General features: G+C 35.3%; 20 protein-coding genes and 1 riboswitch. Of the genes, 16 read left to right on the forward strand and 4 right to left on the reverse strand.

Annotation, left to right across the window (positions count from 1 at the left end; translation table 11 throughout):
• Window positions 1–15 precede the first annotated feature (15 nt).
• Together CD112_RS13930 and fabZ are read left to right on the forward strand one after the other, a co-directional pair.
• On the forward strand, window positions 16–141 hold the full coding sequence (locus CD112_RS13930; RefSeq protein WP_353422199.1) for a DNA-directed RNA polymerase subunit beta: 126 nt from the start codon (window positions 16–18) through the stop codon (window positions 139–141).
• 4 nt (window positions 142–145) lie between these two features.
• Window positions 146–583, forward strand: coding sequence for a 3-hydroxyacyl-ACP dehydratase FabZ (fabZ, locus tag CD112_RS01935; RefSeq protein ID WP_002481778.1), 438 nt, complete (start codon window positions 146–148; stop codon window positions 581–583).
• A 72-nt stretch (window positions 584–655) separates the two neighbouring features.
• Here the strand turns inward: fabZ and CD112_RS01940 are convergent, their stop codons facing one another.
• Entirely contained in the window at window positions 656–1,099 is a 444-nt protein-coding gene (locus tag CD112_RS01940) for a YwpF family protein (RefSeq protein ID WP_002481777.1), read from the reverse strand.
• Window positions 1,100–1,284: 185 nt separating this feature from the next.
• Here CD112_RS01940 and CD112_RS01945 point away from each other — a divergent pair, with 185 nt between their 5' ends.
• The 9 genes from CD112_RS01945 (at window position 1,285) to CD112_RS01985 (ending at window position 8,864) form a co-directional block, all read left to right on the forward strand.
• Window positions 1,285–1,701 (forward strand): single-stranded DNA-binding protein, encoded by a 417-nt coding sequence (locus tag CD112_RS01945; RefSeq protein WP_103363761.1) that lies wholly within the window; start codon window positions 1,285–1,287, stop codon window positions 1,699–1,701.
• 710 nt (window positions 1,702–2,411) lie between these two features.
• Window positions 2,412–3,089 (forward strand): transglycosylase family protein, encoded by a 678-nt coding sequence (locus tag CD112_RS01950; protein ID WP_002481775.1) that lies wholly within the window; start codon window positions 2,412–2,414, stop codon window positions 3,087–3,089.
• Between the two features lie 209 nt (window positions 3,090–3,298).
• A complete protein-coding gene (locus CD112_RS13875; RefSeq protein ID WP_070626494.1) occupies window positions 3,299–4,060 on the forward strand; it encodes a LysM peptidoglycan-binding domain-containing protein in 762 nt (253 codons plus the stop codon).
• 113 nt (window positions 4,061–4,173) lie between these two features.
• A riboswitch (TPP riboswitch) is annotated at window positions 4,174–4,270 on the forward strand.
• A gap of 67 nt (window positions 4,271–4,337) precedes the next feature.
• A complete protein-coding gene (gene tenA / locus CD112_RS01960) occupies window positions 4,338–5,018 on the forward strand; it encodes a thiaminase II (protein WP_060804051.1) in 681 nt (226 codons plus the stop codon).
• 2 nt (window positions 5,019–5,020) lie between these two features.
• Complete coding sequence (thiD, locus tag CD112_RS01965; protein WP_002481772.1) at window positions 5,021–5,842, forward strand: bifunctional hydroxymethylpyrimidine kinase/phosphomethylpyrimidine kinase; 822 nt, start codon at window positions 5,021–5,023, stop codon at window positions 5,840–5,842.
• Window positions 5,835–6,629, forward strand: a complete 795-nt coding sequence (gene thiM, locus CD112_RS01970; protein WP_070626493.1) for a hydroxyethylthiazole kinase — start codon at window positions 5,835–5,837, stop codon at window positions 6,627–6,629. The genes thiD and thiM overlap by 8 nt, the downstream gene beginning before the upstream one ends.
• Window positions 6,630–7,268 (forward strand): thiamine phosphate synthase, encoded by a 639-nt coding sequence (gene thiE / locus CD112_RS01975; RefSeq protein ID WP_070626492.1) that lies wholly within the window; start codon window positions 6,630–6,632, stop codon window positions 7,266–7,268.
• An 88-nt stretch (window positions 7,269–7,356) separates the two neighbouring features.
• Window positions 7,357–8,226, forward strand: a complete 870-nt coding sequence (gene yidC, locus CD112_RS01980; RefSeq protein WP_002481769.1) for a membrane protein insertase YidC — start codon at window positions 7,357–7,359, stop codon at window positions 8,224–8,226.
• A 125-nt stretch (window positions 8,227–8,351) separates the two neighbouring features.
• Complete coding sequence (locus CD112_RS01985; protein ID WP_002481768.1) at window positions 8,352–8,864, forward strand: GNAT family N-acetyltransferase; 513 nt, start codon at window positions 8,352–8,354, stop codon at window positions 8,862–8,864.
• Window positions 8,865–8,920: 56 nt separating this feature from the next.
• Here CD112_RS01985 and CD112_RS01990 read toward each other — a convergent pair whose 3' ends face one another.
• Complete coding sequence (locus tag CD112_RS01990; RefSeq protein ID WP_060804054.1) at window positions 8,921–9,571, reverse strand: HD domain-containing protein; 651 nt, start codon at window positions 9,569–9,571, stop codon at window positions 8,921–8,923.
• 23 nt (window positions 9,572–9,594) lie between these two features.
• Complete coding sequence (gene cls, locus CD112_RS01995; protein WP_023016108.1) at window positions 9,595–11,076, reverse strand: cardiolipin synthase; 1,482 nt, start codon at window positions 11,074–11,076, stop codon at window positions 9,595–9,597.
• Window positions 11,077–11,234: 158 nt separating this feature from the next.
• Between cls and csoR the strand changes: the two genes are divergently transcribed.
• The 5 genes from csoR (at window position 11,235) to CD112_RS13555 (ending at window position 14,480) form a co-directional block, all read left to right on the forward strand.
• On the forward strand, window positions 11,235–11,528 hold the full coding sequence (csoR, locus tag CD112_RS02000; RefSeq protein WP_002481765.1) for a copper-sensing transcriptional repressor CsoR: 294 nt from the start codon (window positions 11,235–11,237) through the stop codon (window positions 11,526–11,528).
• A gap of 14 nt (window positions 11,529–11,542) precedes the next feature.
• The gene (gene csoZ / locus CD112_RS02005; RefSeq protein ID WP_002481764.1) at window positions 11,543–11,749 is read left to right on the forward strand and encodes a putative copper chaperone CsoZ; all 207 of its coding nucleotides are present in this window, start codon (window positions 11,543–11,545) and stop codon (window positions 11,747–11,749) included.
• Between the two features lie 18 nt (window positions 11,750–11,767).
• Window positions 11,768–11,974, forward strand: coding sequence for a copper ion binding protein (locus CD112_RS02010; protein ID WP_002481763.1), 207 nt, complete (start codon window positions 11,768–11,770; stop codon window positions 11,972–11,974).
• A 91-nt stretch (window positions 11,975–12,065) separates the two neighbouring features.
• A complete protein-coding gene (locus CD112_RS02015; RefSeq protein ID WP_070626490.1) occupies window positions 12,066–14,258 on the forward strand; it encodes a heavy metal translocating P-type ATPase in 2,193 nt (730 codons plus the stop codon).
• A gap of 81 nt (window positions 14,259–14,339) precedes the next feature.
• A complete protein-coding gene (locus CD112_RS13555) occupies window positions 14,340–14,480 on the forward strand; it encodes an Lmo0850 family protein (protein ID WP_023016106.1) in 141 nt (46 codons plus the stop codon).
• 59 nt (window positions 14,481–14,539) lie between these two features.
• Here CD112_RS13555 and CD112_RS02020 read toward each other — a convergent pair whose 3' ends face one another.
• Window positions 14,540–15,748 (reverse strand): FtsW/RodA/SpoVE family cell cycle protein, encoded by a 1,209-nt coding sequence (locus CD112_RS02020; RefSeq protein WP_103363762.1) that lies wholly within the window; start codon window positions 15,746–15,748, stop codon window positions 14,540–14,542.
• Window positions 15,749–15,951: the final 203 nt, after the last annotated feature.

Genomic DNA, 15,951 nt, shown 5'->3' on the forward strand with positions numbered 1-15,951 from the left:
CACATACTCATCGTTATGCTTATGATGCTTTTGATGTTTTTCATCGGTATGTGTATCGGTTTTATATTGAATCATCAAAATCCGCTTAATATATTTGAATACCAGACTTGGTATCATTTCAAGCAAATTTTTGGAGGCTAGTAACATGGAAACAATTTTTGACTATAACCAAATTAAAAACATTATCCCACACCGCCAACCTTTTTTATTAATTGATAAAGTTGTTGAGTATGAAGAAGGTCAACGTTGTGTGGCTATTAAACAAGTATCAGGTAATGAACCATTCTTCCAAGGTCATTTCCCAGAATACGCGGTTATGCCAGGCGTGTTGATTACTGAAGCATTAGCACAAACTGGTGCAGTTGCGATTTTAAACAGTGAACAAAACAAAGGTAAAATCGCATTATTCGCTGGTATTGATAAATGTCGTTTCAAAAGACAAGTTGTACCTGGTGATACATTACAGTTAGAAGTTGAAATTACTAAAATGCGTGGACCAATTGGTAAAGGCACTGCGAAAGCAACTGTTGATGGTCAATTGGCATGTAGCTGTGAATTAACATTTGCAATCCAAGATGTATAAGCTGATATAAAAAGACTGAGACAATAGATATAAAGCATTGCTTTAATTCATCTATATTGTCTCAGTCTTTTTTTAATCTTCTCTTTTTTCGTCTTTTAAACGTGGTTTTGATTGCATCATACGGTTGAATGAAGTCTTTAATTCTTCACCAGATAATCCATCATCTACAAGTTGTGCTAATAAATTTTCAGCATAAACTTGTCTTAATGTATAGACGTGGCAATCAAAAATAATAGACATACGCTCATTATCGTATAATGAAATATTTTTAATTGTTGCATCGAATAATGCAGGATCATTAGAAGGACGTGTGATCACAACACGTATATCTAATAATGTTTCATCATCCATATATTCTTTCATAATATCGTAGTGGTTACTGGAGATTACAATTTCTAACAACCAGCCGGTGCCGCTTTGTTCTTTATTGATAATTACACCATCATAGAGTTCATATTCTATAACGCCACCGTGTTCAGTGACAATTTGGAATCTGACTGCTTTAAATGTTTTCAATTGAAGTCACTCCAATCTTTTTAAAATCTGCAAATTTTTTCTTTCTGATTCTAGTATAGCGTAAAAGATAAAAATATTTGAGAGATAGTACAGAAAATTAACCAATCAACTATAAAATTTCTCTTAATTTGTGTTTTGACGATATGTATCAATCTGAATATGATAGTAACCAAGGAGGTGACAAAATGCTTAATAAAATCGTTATTGTAGGAAGATTGACGAAACAACCTCAATTGACAGCAAAGGAGGAATCAGATATTGTATACTTTAGTGTTGCGACAGAACGTCATTATAACTATCAAGGCCAGAACAAACAATCTGTAGACTTTATTAATTGTAAGGCTTTTGGCAAGATTGCCCGAAATATTGCCAGCTATACACAAAAAGGATCGCTTGTCGGTATTACTGGCTATATGCATTCCTACAAATATGAAAAAGATAATCAAACACATTTCGGTATGGAGCTGGTTGTAGAAACAATCAAATTTATCTCGCATCCGAATGACAATTCAAGTTGTCAATTCTCATCACACCATGCACAAACGGACACTTTGATGGGTGATTATGAAGGAAGCCCGTCCTTCGACGCCATTCATCTCTAACTACCAAGTTATCCATTGACATTATATATGCTTAACTGCATATCTCCCAAAATCAAATTGCAACAACCAGCATGATGTATCTATCTCTATCCTGTTCAAAGTATCATGCTGTCCTCTCGTTAATTAAAAGTAATTCATTATGATGTTAGAATTATCCTTCTTTCTATTATAGGAAGATTCCTATAATCTATTCCAAACTCTATTTTTAAACTCTATTTAGTCCAACGCATAGCTTTTACTGCGAAAGATGATTGGATTGCTCCATTTTCAATTTTGTACTTTCAACTTAATCCATAAAAAACTCTTTAAATATACTAATACTCACCAAGACTTTGCATAAATTTCACTTTATGCAGGGTCTATTTTTTTAAAAAGACGTTTGACAGAGAAGAAATCGGGTTTTATTGCGGGTTTTTCTAGAAATTTTAGCCGATGTAAAGGGTAAAATAACCCTTCAATTATCTGAAAGATTACATAAATGTTACATAGGTTAAGAGTCAAAATTCAGTTCGAATGTGATATTAATAGGATTTGAAGTGATAGTAAGATATCTAACTATTTTATTTTAATGTAATTTACACGTAAAATTAAGCTGTATTTTTTTATTTCGTTGTAACCTACACCCTGATTTCAGATGATATAGTTGTAATTGCAAATTGATGATATTAATCACACGAAAAAACAATTACCTTATAGGAGGATTTTTAGAAATGAAAAAATTATTAGTAGCTTCATCAGCAACAGCAGCATTATTCGCAGTAGGAGTAGGAGCAGAAGCTCACGCATCTGAACAAGGAAATGCAGATCAAGCACAATTAGCAGAAACAGCATTAAACAATCCTGAACAATTAAACGAAAGCCCTGTACAAGAAGGCGCTTATAATATTAACTTTGAATATAATGGTTTAGACTTCAACTTTGAATCAGACGGTCAATATTGGAGCTGGAGCTATGGTCAAGCAGGCGGTAACGCACCAGCAGCTCAAACTACAACTCAACAAGCACCAGCAGCTCAACAAGCTCCAGTAGCTGAGCAAGCAGCACCACAAGCACAAGAAGCAACAACTCAACAAGCACCAGCACAACAAGCAGCACCTCAAGCTCAACAAGCTGCTCCACAACAATCAGCAAGCACTGGTTCATCAGCTGGTTTAAATGATCACTTACGTGCAATTGCACAACGTGAATCAGGTGGCGACATCCACGCAATCAACCCATCATCAGGTGCAGCAGGTAAATTCCAATTCTTACAATCAACTTGGGATTCAGTAGCACCAGCTGAATGGGTAGGTAAATCACCAGCATCAGCACCAGAAAGCGTACAAGACGCAGCAGCTGTTAAATTATATGACGGTGGCGCAGGTGCAGGTCACTGGGTTACTGCATAATTCAGTTAACTGATTATAAATAAATAGTTAAAAAATCTATCAGGCAGGTTATCTCCAATTTAGGAGGTAACCTGCCTTTTGTAATATGTATGTAAAGAAAGACACAAGAAATATATATTGTTGTAACCTATGTTATTAGGATAGATGCTATTATAAAGACATCAAATAAATGATTTAATACAAACACCTTATGGGAGGACATATTTTACATGAAGAAATTACTAGTAGCATCGACAGCGGTGACAGCTGCTGCAGCAGTATTGGCAACAGGAATTGGAACTCAAGACGTACAAGCAAAATCATCATCAAAAGCTGAACATGCGAAGAAAGTAAAAGACGCTGAAAAGTATCTAAATGAAAAAGGTGAATATACTGTAGTTAAAGGTGACACTTTAAATAAAATCGCTAAAAAATTCGACGTTAAAGTTAAAGAATTAAAAAAATGGAACGATAAAAAATCTGACTTAATCTTAGTAGATGAAAGTTTAAAAGTTAAAGAACCTAAAAAAGTTGCGACAACACAAACAGCTGTACAATCAGACAGCCACTATGCATACAATACGCAACAAGTATCATACAATAATTATAATCAAGCGCAATCAAACAATGCGCCACAATCATCATATACAGCACCACAACAATCTTATAACGCACCACAAGCATCATACAATGCACCATCATATGCATCTTATGGTTCAGGTTCAGTAAGATTAGCTAACGGTAATACTGCAGGTTCTACAGGTGCATACGCAGCAGCACAAATGGAAGCTCGTACAGGCGTATCTGCATCAGTATGGGAAAACATCATTGCACGTGAATCAAATGGACAAGTTAATGCGTACAATCCATCAGGTGCCAGCGGTTTATTCCAAACAATGCCTGGTCATGGTTCTACAGCAACAGTTCAAGATCAAATCAACTCAGCTGTACATGCATATAACGTACAAGGATTAAGTGCTTGGGGTTATTAATGTTAAATAGTTAAAATTCAAGTCGAGACTGAGGTCTCGGCTTTTTTTATGAAAACAGATTCATTGCAAGTATGAAAGGGCTTTGATATGTTTAGTATGTAAATAAATTAAATAAAAACTGCTAGGGGCGCCTTTTGGCTGAGATAGGAAACTAGACCCTTTAAACCTGATTTGGTTAAGACCAACGTAGGAAAGTAGATACATAGTATGCATGATGCAAAAATACTGAAACTGCACTCCTAGGTTGGAATGCAGTTTTTTTATTGGAGGAATAAAAGTGACTTTTGCTGAAACACTTGAAAGAGATGCACAACCGATTATTGATCAAATTTATGACGATAATTTCATTCAAGCATTGTTAAAAGGGAATATAGATAAAGAGTCAATCAGACAATATTTACGTGCAGATGCCTCGTATTTAAGAGAGTTTGCGAATATCTATGCTTTATTAATTCCTAAAATGCCGAATTTAGAAAGTGTTCGATTTCTAGTTGATCAAATTCAATTCATTGTGAATGGTGAAGTGGAAGCACATGAATTCATGGCAGAATACGTGGGTGAACCGTATCACGAAATCGTACAACAAAAAGTGTGGCCGCCAAGTGGTGACCATTATATTAAACATATGTATTACAACGTTTATGCCCATGAAAATGCTGCATATGCGATTGCGGCAATGGCACCTTGTCCTTATGTCTATGCAGAAGTAGCAAAACGCGCAATGCAGGATGACAGATTAAATCAATCTTCTATATTGAAAAAATGGTTTGAATTCTATCAAACAGAAATGGATGCATTAATCGATGTTTTAAATCAATTAATGAATGAGTTAACAAAACATATGACAGATACAGAGAGACAAGAAGTCAGAGAGAATTATCTACAAAGTACAGTACATGAACGAAACTTCTTTAATATGGCTTATACAAAAGAACAATGGGAATTTGGAGGTAAATAATTATGAACAAACCGAAAATTGCTTTAACGATTGCAGGCACAGATCCAACAGGCGGCGCAGGTGTAATGGCTGACTTAAAGTCATTTCATGCATGCGGTGTGTACGGGATGGCCGCAATCACAAGTATCGTAGCGCAAAATACAAAAGGGGTTCAACACATTCATAACTTAGAATTATCTTGGTTAGAAGAACAGTTAGATAGTGTGTTTGATGACGAATTACCGCAAGCGATTAAAACTGGCATGATTGCGACAAAAGAAATGATGGAATTAATTCGTACTTATTTAGAAAAGCATCCTGAAATTCCATATGTCATTGATCCAGTAATGCTAGCCAAAAGTGGAGACTCTTTAATGGATGATAAAGGTAAACATGCCTTACAAAGTATCTTGTTACCACTTGCTGATGTTGCAACACCTAACTTACCTGAAGCAGAGGAAATTGTAGGATTCAAATTAGATAATGAAGATGCGATTAAAAAAGCAGGTAAAATCTTCATAGAAGAAATCGGCAGTAAAGGTGTAGTCATTAAAGGTGGTCATATCGAAGATGACAATATCGCAAAAGACTATCTATTTACGAAAGATGGTTTAGAAATTTTTGAAAGTGAAAGATATGAAACAAAACATACACATGGTACAGGTTGTACTTTTTCAGCTGTAATTGCGGCTGAGCTAGCGAAAGGTAAAACGATTTATGAAGCGGTTAAAAAAGCAAAAGACTTTATCGCATTAAGTATTAAATATACACCTGAGATCGGACAAGGCAGAGGACCAGTTAACCATTTCGCATATATGAAGAAAGTAGGATTAGATGATGAGTAAAGGTTTAGATAGAATCAGAACAGAACATCCATTAGTTATTTGTTTTACGAATGATGTCGTTAAAAATTTTACAGCTAATGGACTCTTAAGTTTAGGTGCGAGTCCAGCAATGAGCGAAGCACCAGAAGAAGCAGAAGATTTTTATCCACACGCGGGTGCAGTCTTAATTAATATTGGCACACTGACAAAAGCGAATGAACAAGCAATGTTAGAAGTTGGAAAAATTGCGAATAAGACAAACACACCGTTAGTGTTTGATCCCGTTGCTGTGGGCGCATCAACGTATCGTAAACAATTTTGCAAAACATTCCTAGAGCAAGTGAAACCAACTGTAATCAAAGGAAATGCTTCAGAAATTTTAACGCTTATAGATGATACAACAACAATGAAAGGTACAGATAGTGCTGAAAGCTTAGATGTTCTATCCATTGCGAAAAAAGCACATGAACAATATCAAACTGCCATTGTGTTAACTGGTGAAACAGATGTCATTGCTCAAAACAATAAAATTGTTAAGCTGAATAATGGTTCACGTTTCTTAACGCAAATTACAGGTGCAGGTTGTTTATTAGGTGCTATTGTAGGTGCATTCTTATTTAGAAATGAAAATCCAGAGATTGAAGATTTAATTGAAGCAGTTTCTGTTTATAATATTGCAGCTGAACGTGCTGAACAATTAAGTGAAAGTAAAGGACCAGGTACTTTCTTAGTTCAATTTATTGATGCATTATATAAAATAGACAGTGAAGCAGCAGTAGAAAATCGTAAAGCACAAGAGGTGAAATAAGTGTTTCAACCAGAGGATTTAAAAGTTTACTTTATTTGCGGAACACAAGATATACCTGAAGGTCGTACGATTCATGAAGTATTAACTGAAGCATTAGAAGGCGGCATTACGATGTATCAATTTCGTGAAAAAGGGCCTAACGCTAAAACAGGTAATGCGAAGAAAGAACTGGCACAATCTTTGAAACAATTATGTGAACAATATCATGTACCTTTTATCTTAAATGATGATGTTGAATTAGCAGAGTTGATTGATGCTGATGGCATTCATGTTGGACAAGATGATGCGAAAGTGAATACTTTTAAGACACACTTTAAAAATAAAATTATCGGTTTAAGTGTCGGCAATGAAACAGAATTAGCGCAATCTGATTTAACAGATGTCGATTATATTGGCGTTGGTCCGATATTTAAAACAGGGTCTAAAGACGATGCCAGTGATCCTGTCGGCACAGAAATGATTGAAACATTGCATGAGAAAACAAATGGTATGCCGATTGTTGCAATTGGCGGTATTGCGTTAAATAATGTCGAACCGATTGCGCAAACACATGCACAAGGTGTATCAGTTATTTCAGCGATTGCTCAGAGTTCAAATGTTAAAGAAACCGTTCGCAATTTCTTACAATATTTTAAATAATGCCCTTAATTCTATGTTTTTGTTTTCTACACCTCATAGAATGTGATAAAATTATTTTTATGTGAATAATACCAATAGAGGTGGAAAAATGAATAAAAAAGCATTATTGCCTTTGCTTCTTGGGGTTATGGTTTTTCTTGCAGGATGTGATTATTCTAAACCTGAAAACAGAACAGGTTTTTTCTATAATACATTTGTGAAAAACATGGATAACATCATCCATTGGCTAGGCTCTAGTTTTAATAACGATTATGGATTAGCGATTATTGTCTTAGTTTTAGCAATCCGTATTGTCGTTCTGCCATTCATGCTTTCTAACTATAAGAACAGTCACTTAATGCGCGAAAAAATGGTGATTGCAAAACCAGATATGGACGCAGTGAAAGAGAAAGTAAAACGTGCACGCACACAGGAAGAAAAAATGGCAGCAAACCAAGAAATGATGGAAGTTTATAAAAAATACGATATGAATCCAATGCAAAGTATGCTTGGATGTTTACCAATGTTGATTCAAATGCCTGTAATCATGGGCTTATTCTTCGTATTAAAATACCCATCACCAGGTGGTATTGTAGAACATCCTGATTTCTTATGGTTCAACTTAGCAAAACCGGATATTTGGATTACAATTATTGCCGGTGTGTTATACTTCCTACAAGCTTACGTATCAACATTCAGTATGCCGCCTGAACAAAAACAAATGAGTTACATGATGATGATCATTTCACCAATTATGATTATCTGGGTATCATTAAGTTCAGCAGCTGCATTAGGTTTATACTGGTCAGTCAGTGCCGCGTTCTTGATTGTTCAAACATATGTTGCGAACCAATATTACTCTAAGAAAGCGAAAGAAGAAGTCGCTCCAATGATTAGAGAATATGAAAAGAAACATGGTAAAGACGGTAAACAAAAAGGTGCGCAAGTCTTAGGTAAGAAAAACAGAAAGAAAAAATAATACATCATTGATGACTTAAAATCAGTTGCAACTAAAATTGCAGCTGATTTTTTATTTAGGATTTGTACAATAGGGAATAGTAATAGTAACTAAAAGTGTTATTTTAAAATTGGAGGGGAATACCAATGGAAATTAAATCAGTAACAACTGCTGACATTTTAGAGTTACAGAAAATCAGCTATAGAACTTTTGATGACACATTTAGAGAAATGAACAGCCCAGAAAATATTAAAGATTATTTAGATACAGCATTTACACAAGACAAACTAAGACGTGAATTAGAAGATCCACATTCGAATTTCTATTTCTTGTATGATAACGATAAAATTGTCGGATATTTAAAGTTGAATGAAGGGGATTCACAAACAGAACAAGTTTCATCTGATTGTACTGAAATAGAACGCTTATATATTTTGAAGAATTATCATGGCTATGGTTATGGTAAAAAATTATTGAACTTTGCTATAAAGACAGCAGTCGAAGATGGTAAAAAATGTGTATGGCTAGGTGTATGGGAAAAAAATGAACAAGCATTAGGTTTCTATAAACATTTAGGATTCAAGAAAATCTCAGAACATGATTTCATGATGGGGAATGATAGACAAACAGATTTAATCCTAGCATATAATATCGAATAAAAAAGAAGCGGTTGAGAATTTAGATTTGTTCTCAGCCGCTTCTTCATCTTATTTGCTTATTGTTCTGTAAACTGCCATTCGTTAAAGAATTGTGCGACGAAGAATTCCATAAAACGATGACGTTCTTGCGCAATTTCTGAAGCAGTTTCAGTATGCATTAAATCTTTAAGTTTAAACAATTTATCATAGAAATGCTTAATCGCTGAAGGATCATAACCTTCTAATTCGTTATCAGAACTAATACTATCAGGAATAGGCCCTTGCCACATCGGCTCATCAAAGTGACCCGCAAATTGGAACGTACGCGCTATACCAATTGCACCAATCGCATCTAAGCGATCTGCATCTCTAACAATATAACCTTCTTTGGATAAGGGGATTTCTTGATCCACATTATGACGAAAGCTGATGTTTTTGATGATATGCATAATTTTTTCTTGATCCTGTCCACTAACTTCAATACGGTTTAAAAAATCAATTAGTTGATTTTCAGCAGCAGTTTCATCTGTTAATTTGGTATCTACCGTATCATGTAATAATGCAGCCATCTGAATAATGTAAGGATTGCCGTAGCCTTCTTGTTCAGAAATGAAGAGTGCCATTTTAACGACCCGCATGACATGGTTGATATCATGCCCTGTGTGATCTGTTTGATGGAAGTCTTTCATATATTGTTCAGCTGATTTTAATTGTTGATATTGATTCATGACTTTGTGTACTCCTTTATGATTTACAATATCGGTGAAATTAAGTTGGCAATGGCTTCTTTGAATTTCACCCATAAACTGCGTTGATTATAACGCTCTTGTGTTAATTCTGAAGATAACATTAAATCTTGATTGAACTGGTCACGCAATTGTGCCGCAATTTGACGGTCATATATAAACGCATTGATTTCAAAATTCAGTGTAAAACTACGATGGTCCATATTCGCTGTTCCCACACTTGCGACTTCGTCATCAATAATCATCATTTTTGAATGTAAGAAACCATTGTCATAATGATAAACCTTGACGCCTGATGCCAACAGTGATGCAACATTTTTCAATGTCGCAAAGTAGACGAATGGATGGTCTGGTTTATTTGGAATCATAATCGATACATCTACACCGCCTAATGCAGCAATAGACACAGCATCCATAAAGGCTTGGTCAGGAATAAAGTAGGGCGATTGAATTTGAATCGATTTTTTCGCTGAAGTAATCATTTTCAAATAACCGTATTTGATTTGCTCCCAATCTTCATCTGGACCGCTTGATGCGATTTGGATACCGATAGAACTACCTGTATCAATGTCAGGGAAGTAGCGATCAGAATAAGTGATGTTATCACGCTTAGCTTGTGAGTTCCAATCTAAAATAAAGCGTAATTGCAAGGCATTGACCGCATCTCCGACAATACGTAAGTGCGTGTCTCTCCAGTATCCGAAACGTTTGGATAAGCCTAAATATTCTTTGCCAACATTAAAACCTCCGACATATCCGATATAACCATCAATCACGACAATTTTACGGTGATTTCGGTTGTTTAATCTAAAGTTGATAAGCGGTAATTTAGAAGGGAAGAAAGATTCAACTTGTCCGCCCTTTCTTCTGAACTCATCAAAGTCTTTTAAAGTTAAGCCCCTGGAACCCATATCATCGTATAACATTTTTACTTCAAGGCCTTCTTCAAGTTTTTTCTCTAAGGCAGCTAAGATACGTTTACCAAGCTTGTCATTTCTAAAAATGTAATACTCGATATGGATGTAATCTGTGGCGTTTTCTATATCTTTAATCAACGCATCAAACTTTTCATGACCATCTGTAAAAATCGTCATTTCATTATCAGTAGTTAAGAAGGCTGAGTTATTATACAACAACATTTGTACCATTGATTTATGTTTGACGATTTCATGGTTCCCTTTAGAGAACTCTTTGGTTTGTAATGCTTTTAATTGTTCATTAACAATTGCCTCTAATCCAATACGGTCTTCCTCATCTAAGGAAAAGATATGATCTCTTTGGATTTGGCGGCCCAGCAATAAATAAAGTATGAACCCGATAACAGGTAAGAATACGAGTACGAGCAACCATGCCCAAATCGATCCTGCAGATCTTCTTTCCATAAATACAATAACGAAACCGAATACGAGGTTTAATATGAATAAGCCGATTAAAATAATATTGATGACTAAATTGGCTTGAAAAGGTATAAAGTCGAAATTATACATAAGTAACCTCCGTGTTGTTAATCAGCAATTATGTATGTTTTTACTTTTGCTGATGTTGAACTTATTGTAACACAGGCACACCTTTCACGATACATTTGACATATACCTATATAGGGTATATTCTAGAGATAGAAACCTAACAGGACGGAGGTTCAAACATGACGCAAGAAGAACGCGCACATCATTCAGAAAAAATAAAATCTAACCTTAAAGCACGACTGAATCGTATAGAAGGACAAGTCAGAGCGATTAATCGCATGATAGATGAAGATGTTTATTGTGATGATGTTTTAACACAAATCAGAGCGACACGTTCAGCTTTGAATAGTGTTGCTGTAAAATTGCTGGATCATCATATGAAAGGCTGTATTTTGCATAAAGCTGAAGATGGACAAGCAGAAGCTGCAATGGAAGAATTATTAGTTACCGTCCAAAAATTAATTAAAGATTAATAAAGGAGTCAGACATGCATAGTAGTGTGATTCAAATCAGTGGTATGGAAACTGAAGAACAACAGCATATTTTGCAAGAACATTTGCAGCAAATGATTGGTATGTCAGAAGTGCAAGTGGATCTGAAATCACAAGAAGTGAAAGCGAGTTACCAGACACCAATCAGTTTAAACAATTTGGAAAAAGAAATTTATGATCAAGGTTACCAAATATTAAATTAAATAGAGGAGTGTTGTGATATGGAAAAACAATTAAAAGTTGAAGGTATGAGTTGCAGTCATTGTAAAAAAGCTGTAGAAGATGCTGTTGGTAAAGTAAATGGCGTTGACCAAGTAACGGCTACCCCAGATAATGATACAGTAGACGTAACATTCAATGGTGAAGATAAAGTATTATCTGAAGTTGAATCAGCAATTTATGACGCAGGTTATGACGTTGTAAAATAAGACAGAATTATAAAGGCTCAAGTTATCTCTATGGCTGAGCCTTCTTTTTTAAATAAAAATATACCTATGTAGGTATAGGAGCGGGTGAAATATGGAAAAAGCAGAGTTTAAAATATCAGGTATGACTTGTGCTGCTTGCTCATCACGAATTGAACGGGTTTTGAGTCGTACAGAAGGGATCGACCAAGCGAATGTGAACTTAGTCACTGAAAAAGCATCTATCGAATATGACCAAAGCCATGTCGATATGGATCAAGTCTTTGAAAAAGTGAAACAGCTCGGTTATGAACCCATTGCGCTTGAAACTGCAGATGAAGCTAAAGCACGTAAAAACCAAGAGTTAAATCGTCAAAAAATGAAATTTATTATTGCGATGATTTTATCATTGCCATTGTTATATACCATGGTGGGGCATTTCAGTTTCTTAAGCTTCTTGCCACTCCCTCATGTGATGACAGAACCGTGGTTCCAATTTATCTTAGCAACGCCAGTCCAATTTATTCTAGGTTGGCAATTCTATAAAGGTGCGTATGGTGCATTAAGAAATAAGAGTGCTAATATGGATGTCTTAGTCGCATTAGGGACTTCCGCAGCGTACTTCTATAGTATCTATATGTGGATTATTCATGCAGGTGAAAAACACATTCCATTGTACTTTGAAACCAGTGCAGTTTTAATTACGTTAATCTTACTTGGTAAATACTTTGAGGCGAAAGCTAAAGGCCATGCGAGTGATGCGATTAATAAATTGTTATCACTTCAAGTTAAAGAAGCGCGTGTAGAACGAGATGGGGAAGCGGTCTCTTTACCAGTCGATCAAGTACAGAAAGGTGATGTTTTACTGATTAAAAGCGGTGAATATGTGCCTTTAGATGGTGAAATTATCGAAGGGGAGACTAGTTTAGATGAATCAATGTTAACTGGTGAAAGTATTCCTGTAGATAAAACGATTGGTGATGAAGTCATCGGTGCCACATTAAACCATGGAAACTTTATTAAAGTGAAAGTGACACATACAGGCGATGATTTAGTATTAAATCAAATTATTAAAATTGTTGAAGAAGCACAAGGAGAAAAACCAAATATTCAACGTTTAGCAGATAAGATTTCTGGAATCTTTGTGCCGACAGTACTCGGTATCGCGCTTGTTGTGTTTATTATTTGGTTCAGTTTTATCACACCATTTAATTTTCAATCTAGTTTAGAGGTCTTTATCGCAGTCATAGTTATTGCATGTCCATGTGCTTTAGGTCTTGCGACACCGACTTCAATTATGGCTGGATCAGGACGTTCAGCAGAATTAGGTGTGTTATTCAAATCATCTGAAGCGTTAGAACAAACGCAAAATGTGGACACAATCGTATTTGATAAAACAGGCACATTAACAAAAGGGCAACCTTCAGTATACAAAGTCATCGATAATACAGATAATCAACAGTTCGGAACACTTGTAAAAAGTTTAGAAGTACAATCTGAACATCCATTATCACAAGCAATTACAGACTATTATCAAGATGCGCAAAACTTGATAGTAGAACAGTATCAAACACATCCAGGTAATGGTATCAGTGGTTATATTAATGGACAGTTTATCAAAATCGGATCACAAAGCTTTACTCAACCTGATTTGAATGATTGGGATGAGCAGCTTGAAGCAGAAATAAAAAATTTACAACATCAAGGTTCAACGGTTGTATTAGCTTCAATCGATAATCAATTCGCGGGATTGATTGCCTTAAGAGATGAACCGAAAACAAGTGCCAAAGCATTAATTGAACGCTTAAATCCACATTATGACATTGTGATGTTAAGTGGTGACAGCCAAGGTACAGCTGAAGCCATTGCTGAAGAGTTAGGCATTAACCGTGTCATCGCTGGTGTGAAACCTGATCATAAAGCTGAAGAGATTACGAAATTACAAGACGAAGGTAAAAATGTGATGATGGTCGGTGATGGTATCAATGATGCACCAGCATTAGCAAAAAGTAACATCGGCTTGGCAATGGGTACAGGTTCTGATATTGCGATTGAAGCAGGCGACATTATGATTGTCGGTGGAGATATTGAAAAAGTAGAAGATGCGTTAGATATGAGTCAGCGTACGATGAAGAATATTAAACAAAACTTATTCTTCGCATTCTGTTACAATGCAATCGGCATTCCGATTGCGGCATTCGGTTTACTTGCCCCATGGGTGGCTGGCGCTGCAATGGCATTCAGTTCAGTCTCAGTCGTACTCAATGCATTAAGACTACAAAAAGTTAAACCACAAAAGAAAATATAAAAATAATGTAGTAAAATGAAAATTTTTAGGGTAGAATAAAAGTAACTATTCTATAGTAATACGAAGATGGGGTGAACACGAATGAATAATAATACAGATAAACTACGTAATGTCGTTCAATTGTTATCTTCGCTCGGTGTCAATATTAAGAAAACGAAATCCAGATTAGAGATTATGCATACGTTACCGAATACTTCAGTAGCGACACCAAAATTAAAGTAATAAAAAACAGGTTATCGATTCGGACATTGAATGCAATGTTCAACCGATAACCTGTTTTTTTAGTTTGTATAAGATTTAGAACGTAAGAAGTCTGGTTGATAAGGGACAGGTTGGTGATAGTAGATTGATAAGATCACACCGACACCCGTCATTAAACTCCATAAAGAGCTACCGCCGTAACTGATGAATGGAAGCGGAATACCTGTAATTGGTAATAATTGAACTGTCATTCCCATGTTTTGGACTGCATGGAATAAAACAAGTGTCATAAATCCAATAATATAAATCTTGTTGTAAATAATTGTGTTTTTATTCGCAAGACGTACCAAGTGGAACATCAGCACAATAAATAAAATGATTAATAATACAGCGCCGATAAATCCGAATTCCTCACCAACAACAGAGAAGATAAAGTCAGTATGGTTTTCAGGGATATAAACTTCACCATGATTAAGTCCTTTACCTAATAATTGCCCAGAACCGATTGCTTTCAGCGACTCTGTTAAATGATAACCATCGCCTGAACTATAAGAATAAGGATCTAACCATGAAGCGATACGCCCTAATTGATAGGTTTTAATACCGAACCCATTTTCAATTAATGATGGTTTGAAGATAATAGATAAAATAAAGAATGCACCGATTGATAAAATCGTTAAGAAAATAGGTGCAAGGATTTTCCAAGAAATCCCACTGACGATTAAAACACCTGTTAAGATTGCTAGGCAGACTAACGTTGTCCCTAAGTCATTTTGTAAAAAGATTAAAGCCATCGGAATACCTGTGACTATTAATAATTTAAAGAATAACTTAAAGTCAGTTTCTAATGATTTGTTAAATGTATATTTGTTATGACGAGATACAATCTTCGCAAGCATTAAAATCAGTATAATTTTCATAAACTCAGAAGGTTGGATACTGATCGGACCAAAACTGTACCAACTTTTTGCACCGTTGATGATAGGTGTTATCGCTGTTTCCGGCATTACCAATAAGACAATTAACAAAACGCATAAAATGCCGTACAACGTATAAGTGTATTTCATAATACGCTTCGGTGAGATTACCATAATTGCAAAGGCGATTATAAAACCGAGTATGTAATAAATGATTTGTTTAATACTGAAGTTTGCGCTATATTGACCGCCGCCCATGGCAGATTTTATAAAAACGACACTAATGATAGCAAATATTACCAAAATGCCGATTAAAACCCAGTCAATACGCCGTATCCATGATTTATTAAGTTGTTGACGTGAAGCTTTCATAAATAGTCTCCTTTAATGCATGTTTTACATCAGTTCAATTGATGTTGACAGATAACTCTTCGATAGTTGTATGTTATGTATAGTTATCCATATGAAAAACTATAGCATATTTAAACTTTCATCTGTAGCTATTTCCTATTATATACCGTTTTACCAATTATGACTTTAATTTCTCAGGTTTGACATGCAATAAATTAGGAAAT

It is taken from the genome of Staphylococcus simulans, from assembly GCF_002902285.1.
GTDB lineage: Bacteria > Bacillota > Bacilli > Staphylococcales > Staphylococcaceae > Staphylococcus > Staphylococcus simulans.

What these genes read in the sequence shown, in the direction of transcription:
- yidC (WP_002481769.1), top strand. Translation starts at nt 7,357, where the DNA reads ATGAATAAAAAAGCATTATTGCCTTTGCTTCTTGGGGTTATGGTTTTT.
- CD112_RS13555 (WP_023016106.1), top strand. Translation starts at nt 14,340, where the DNA reads ATGAATAATAATACAGATAAACTACGTAATGTCGTTCAATTGTTATCT.
- CD112_RS01990 (WP_060804054.1), bottom strand. Translation starts at nt 9,571, where the DNA reads ATGAATCAATATCAACAATTAAAATCAGCTGAACAATATATGAAAGAC.
- CD112_RS01945 (WP_103363761.1), top strand. Translation starts at nt 1,285, where the DNA reads ATGCTTAATAAAATCGTTATTGTAGGAAGATTGACGAAACAACCTCAA.
- CD112_RS13875 (WP_070626494.1), top strand. Translation starts at nt 3,299, where the DNA reads ATGAAGAAATTACTAGTAGCATCGACAGCGGTGACAGCTGCTGCAGCA.
- thiM (WP_070626493.1), top strand. Translation starts at nt 5,835, where the DNA reads ATGAGTAAAGGTTTAGATAGAATCAGAACAGAACATCCATTAGTTATT.
- thiD (WP_002481772.1), top strand. Translation starts at nt 5,021, where the DNA reads ATGAACAAACCGAAAATTGCTTTAACGATTGCAGGCACAGATCCAACA.
- CD112_RS02010 (WP_002481763.1), top strand. Translation starts at nt 11,768, where the DNA reads ATGGAAAAACAATTAAAAGTTGAAGGTATGAGTTGCAGTCATTGTAAA.
- CD112_RS02015 (WP_070626490.1), top strand. Translation starts at nt 12,066, where the DNA reads ATGGAAAAAGCAGAGTTTAAAATATCAGGTATGACTTGTGCTGCTTGC.
- fabZ (WP_002481778.1), top strand. Translation starts at nt 146, where the DNA reads ATGGAAACAATTTTTGACTATAACCAAATTAAAAACATTATCCCACAC.
- CD112_RS01985 (WP_002481768.1), top strand. Translation starts at nt 8,352, where the DNA reads ATGGAAATTAAATCAGTAACAACTGCTGACATTTTAGAGTTACAGAAA.
- csoR (WP_002481765.1), top strand. Translation starts at nt 11,235, where the DNA reads ATGACGCAAGAAGAACGCGCACATCATTCAGAAAAAATAAAATCTAAC.
- csoZ (WP_002481764.1), top strand. Translation starts at nt 11,543, where the DNA reads ATGCATAGTAGTGTGATTCAAATCAGTGGTATGGAAACTGAAGAACAA.
- CD112_RS01950 (WP_002481775.1), top strand. Translation starts at nt 2,412, where the DNA reads ATGAAAAAATTATTAGTAGCTTCATCAGCAACAGCAGCATTATTCGCA.
- CD112_RS02020 (WP_103363762.1), bottom strand. Translation starts at nt 15,748, where the DNA reads ATGAAAGCTTCACGTCAACAACTTAATAAATCATGGATACGGCGTATT.
- CD112_RS13930 (WP_353422199.1), top strand. Translation starts at nt 16, where the DNA reads ATGCTTATGATGCTTTTGATGTTTTTCATCGGTATGTGTATCGGTTTT.
- cls (WP_023016108.1), bottom strand. Translation starts at nt 11,076, where the DNA reads ATGTATAATTTCGACTTTATACCTTTTCAAGCCAATTTAGTCATCAAT.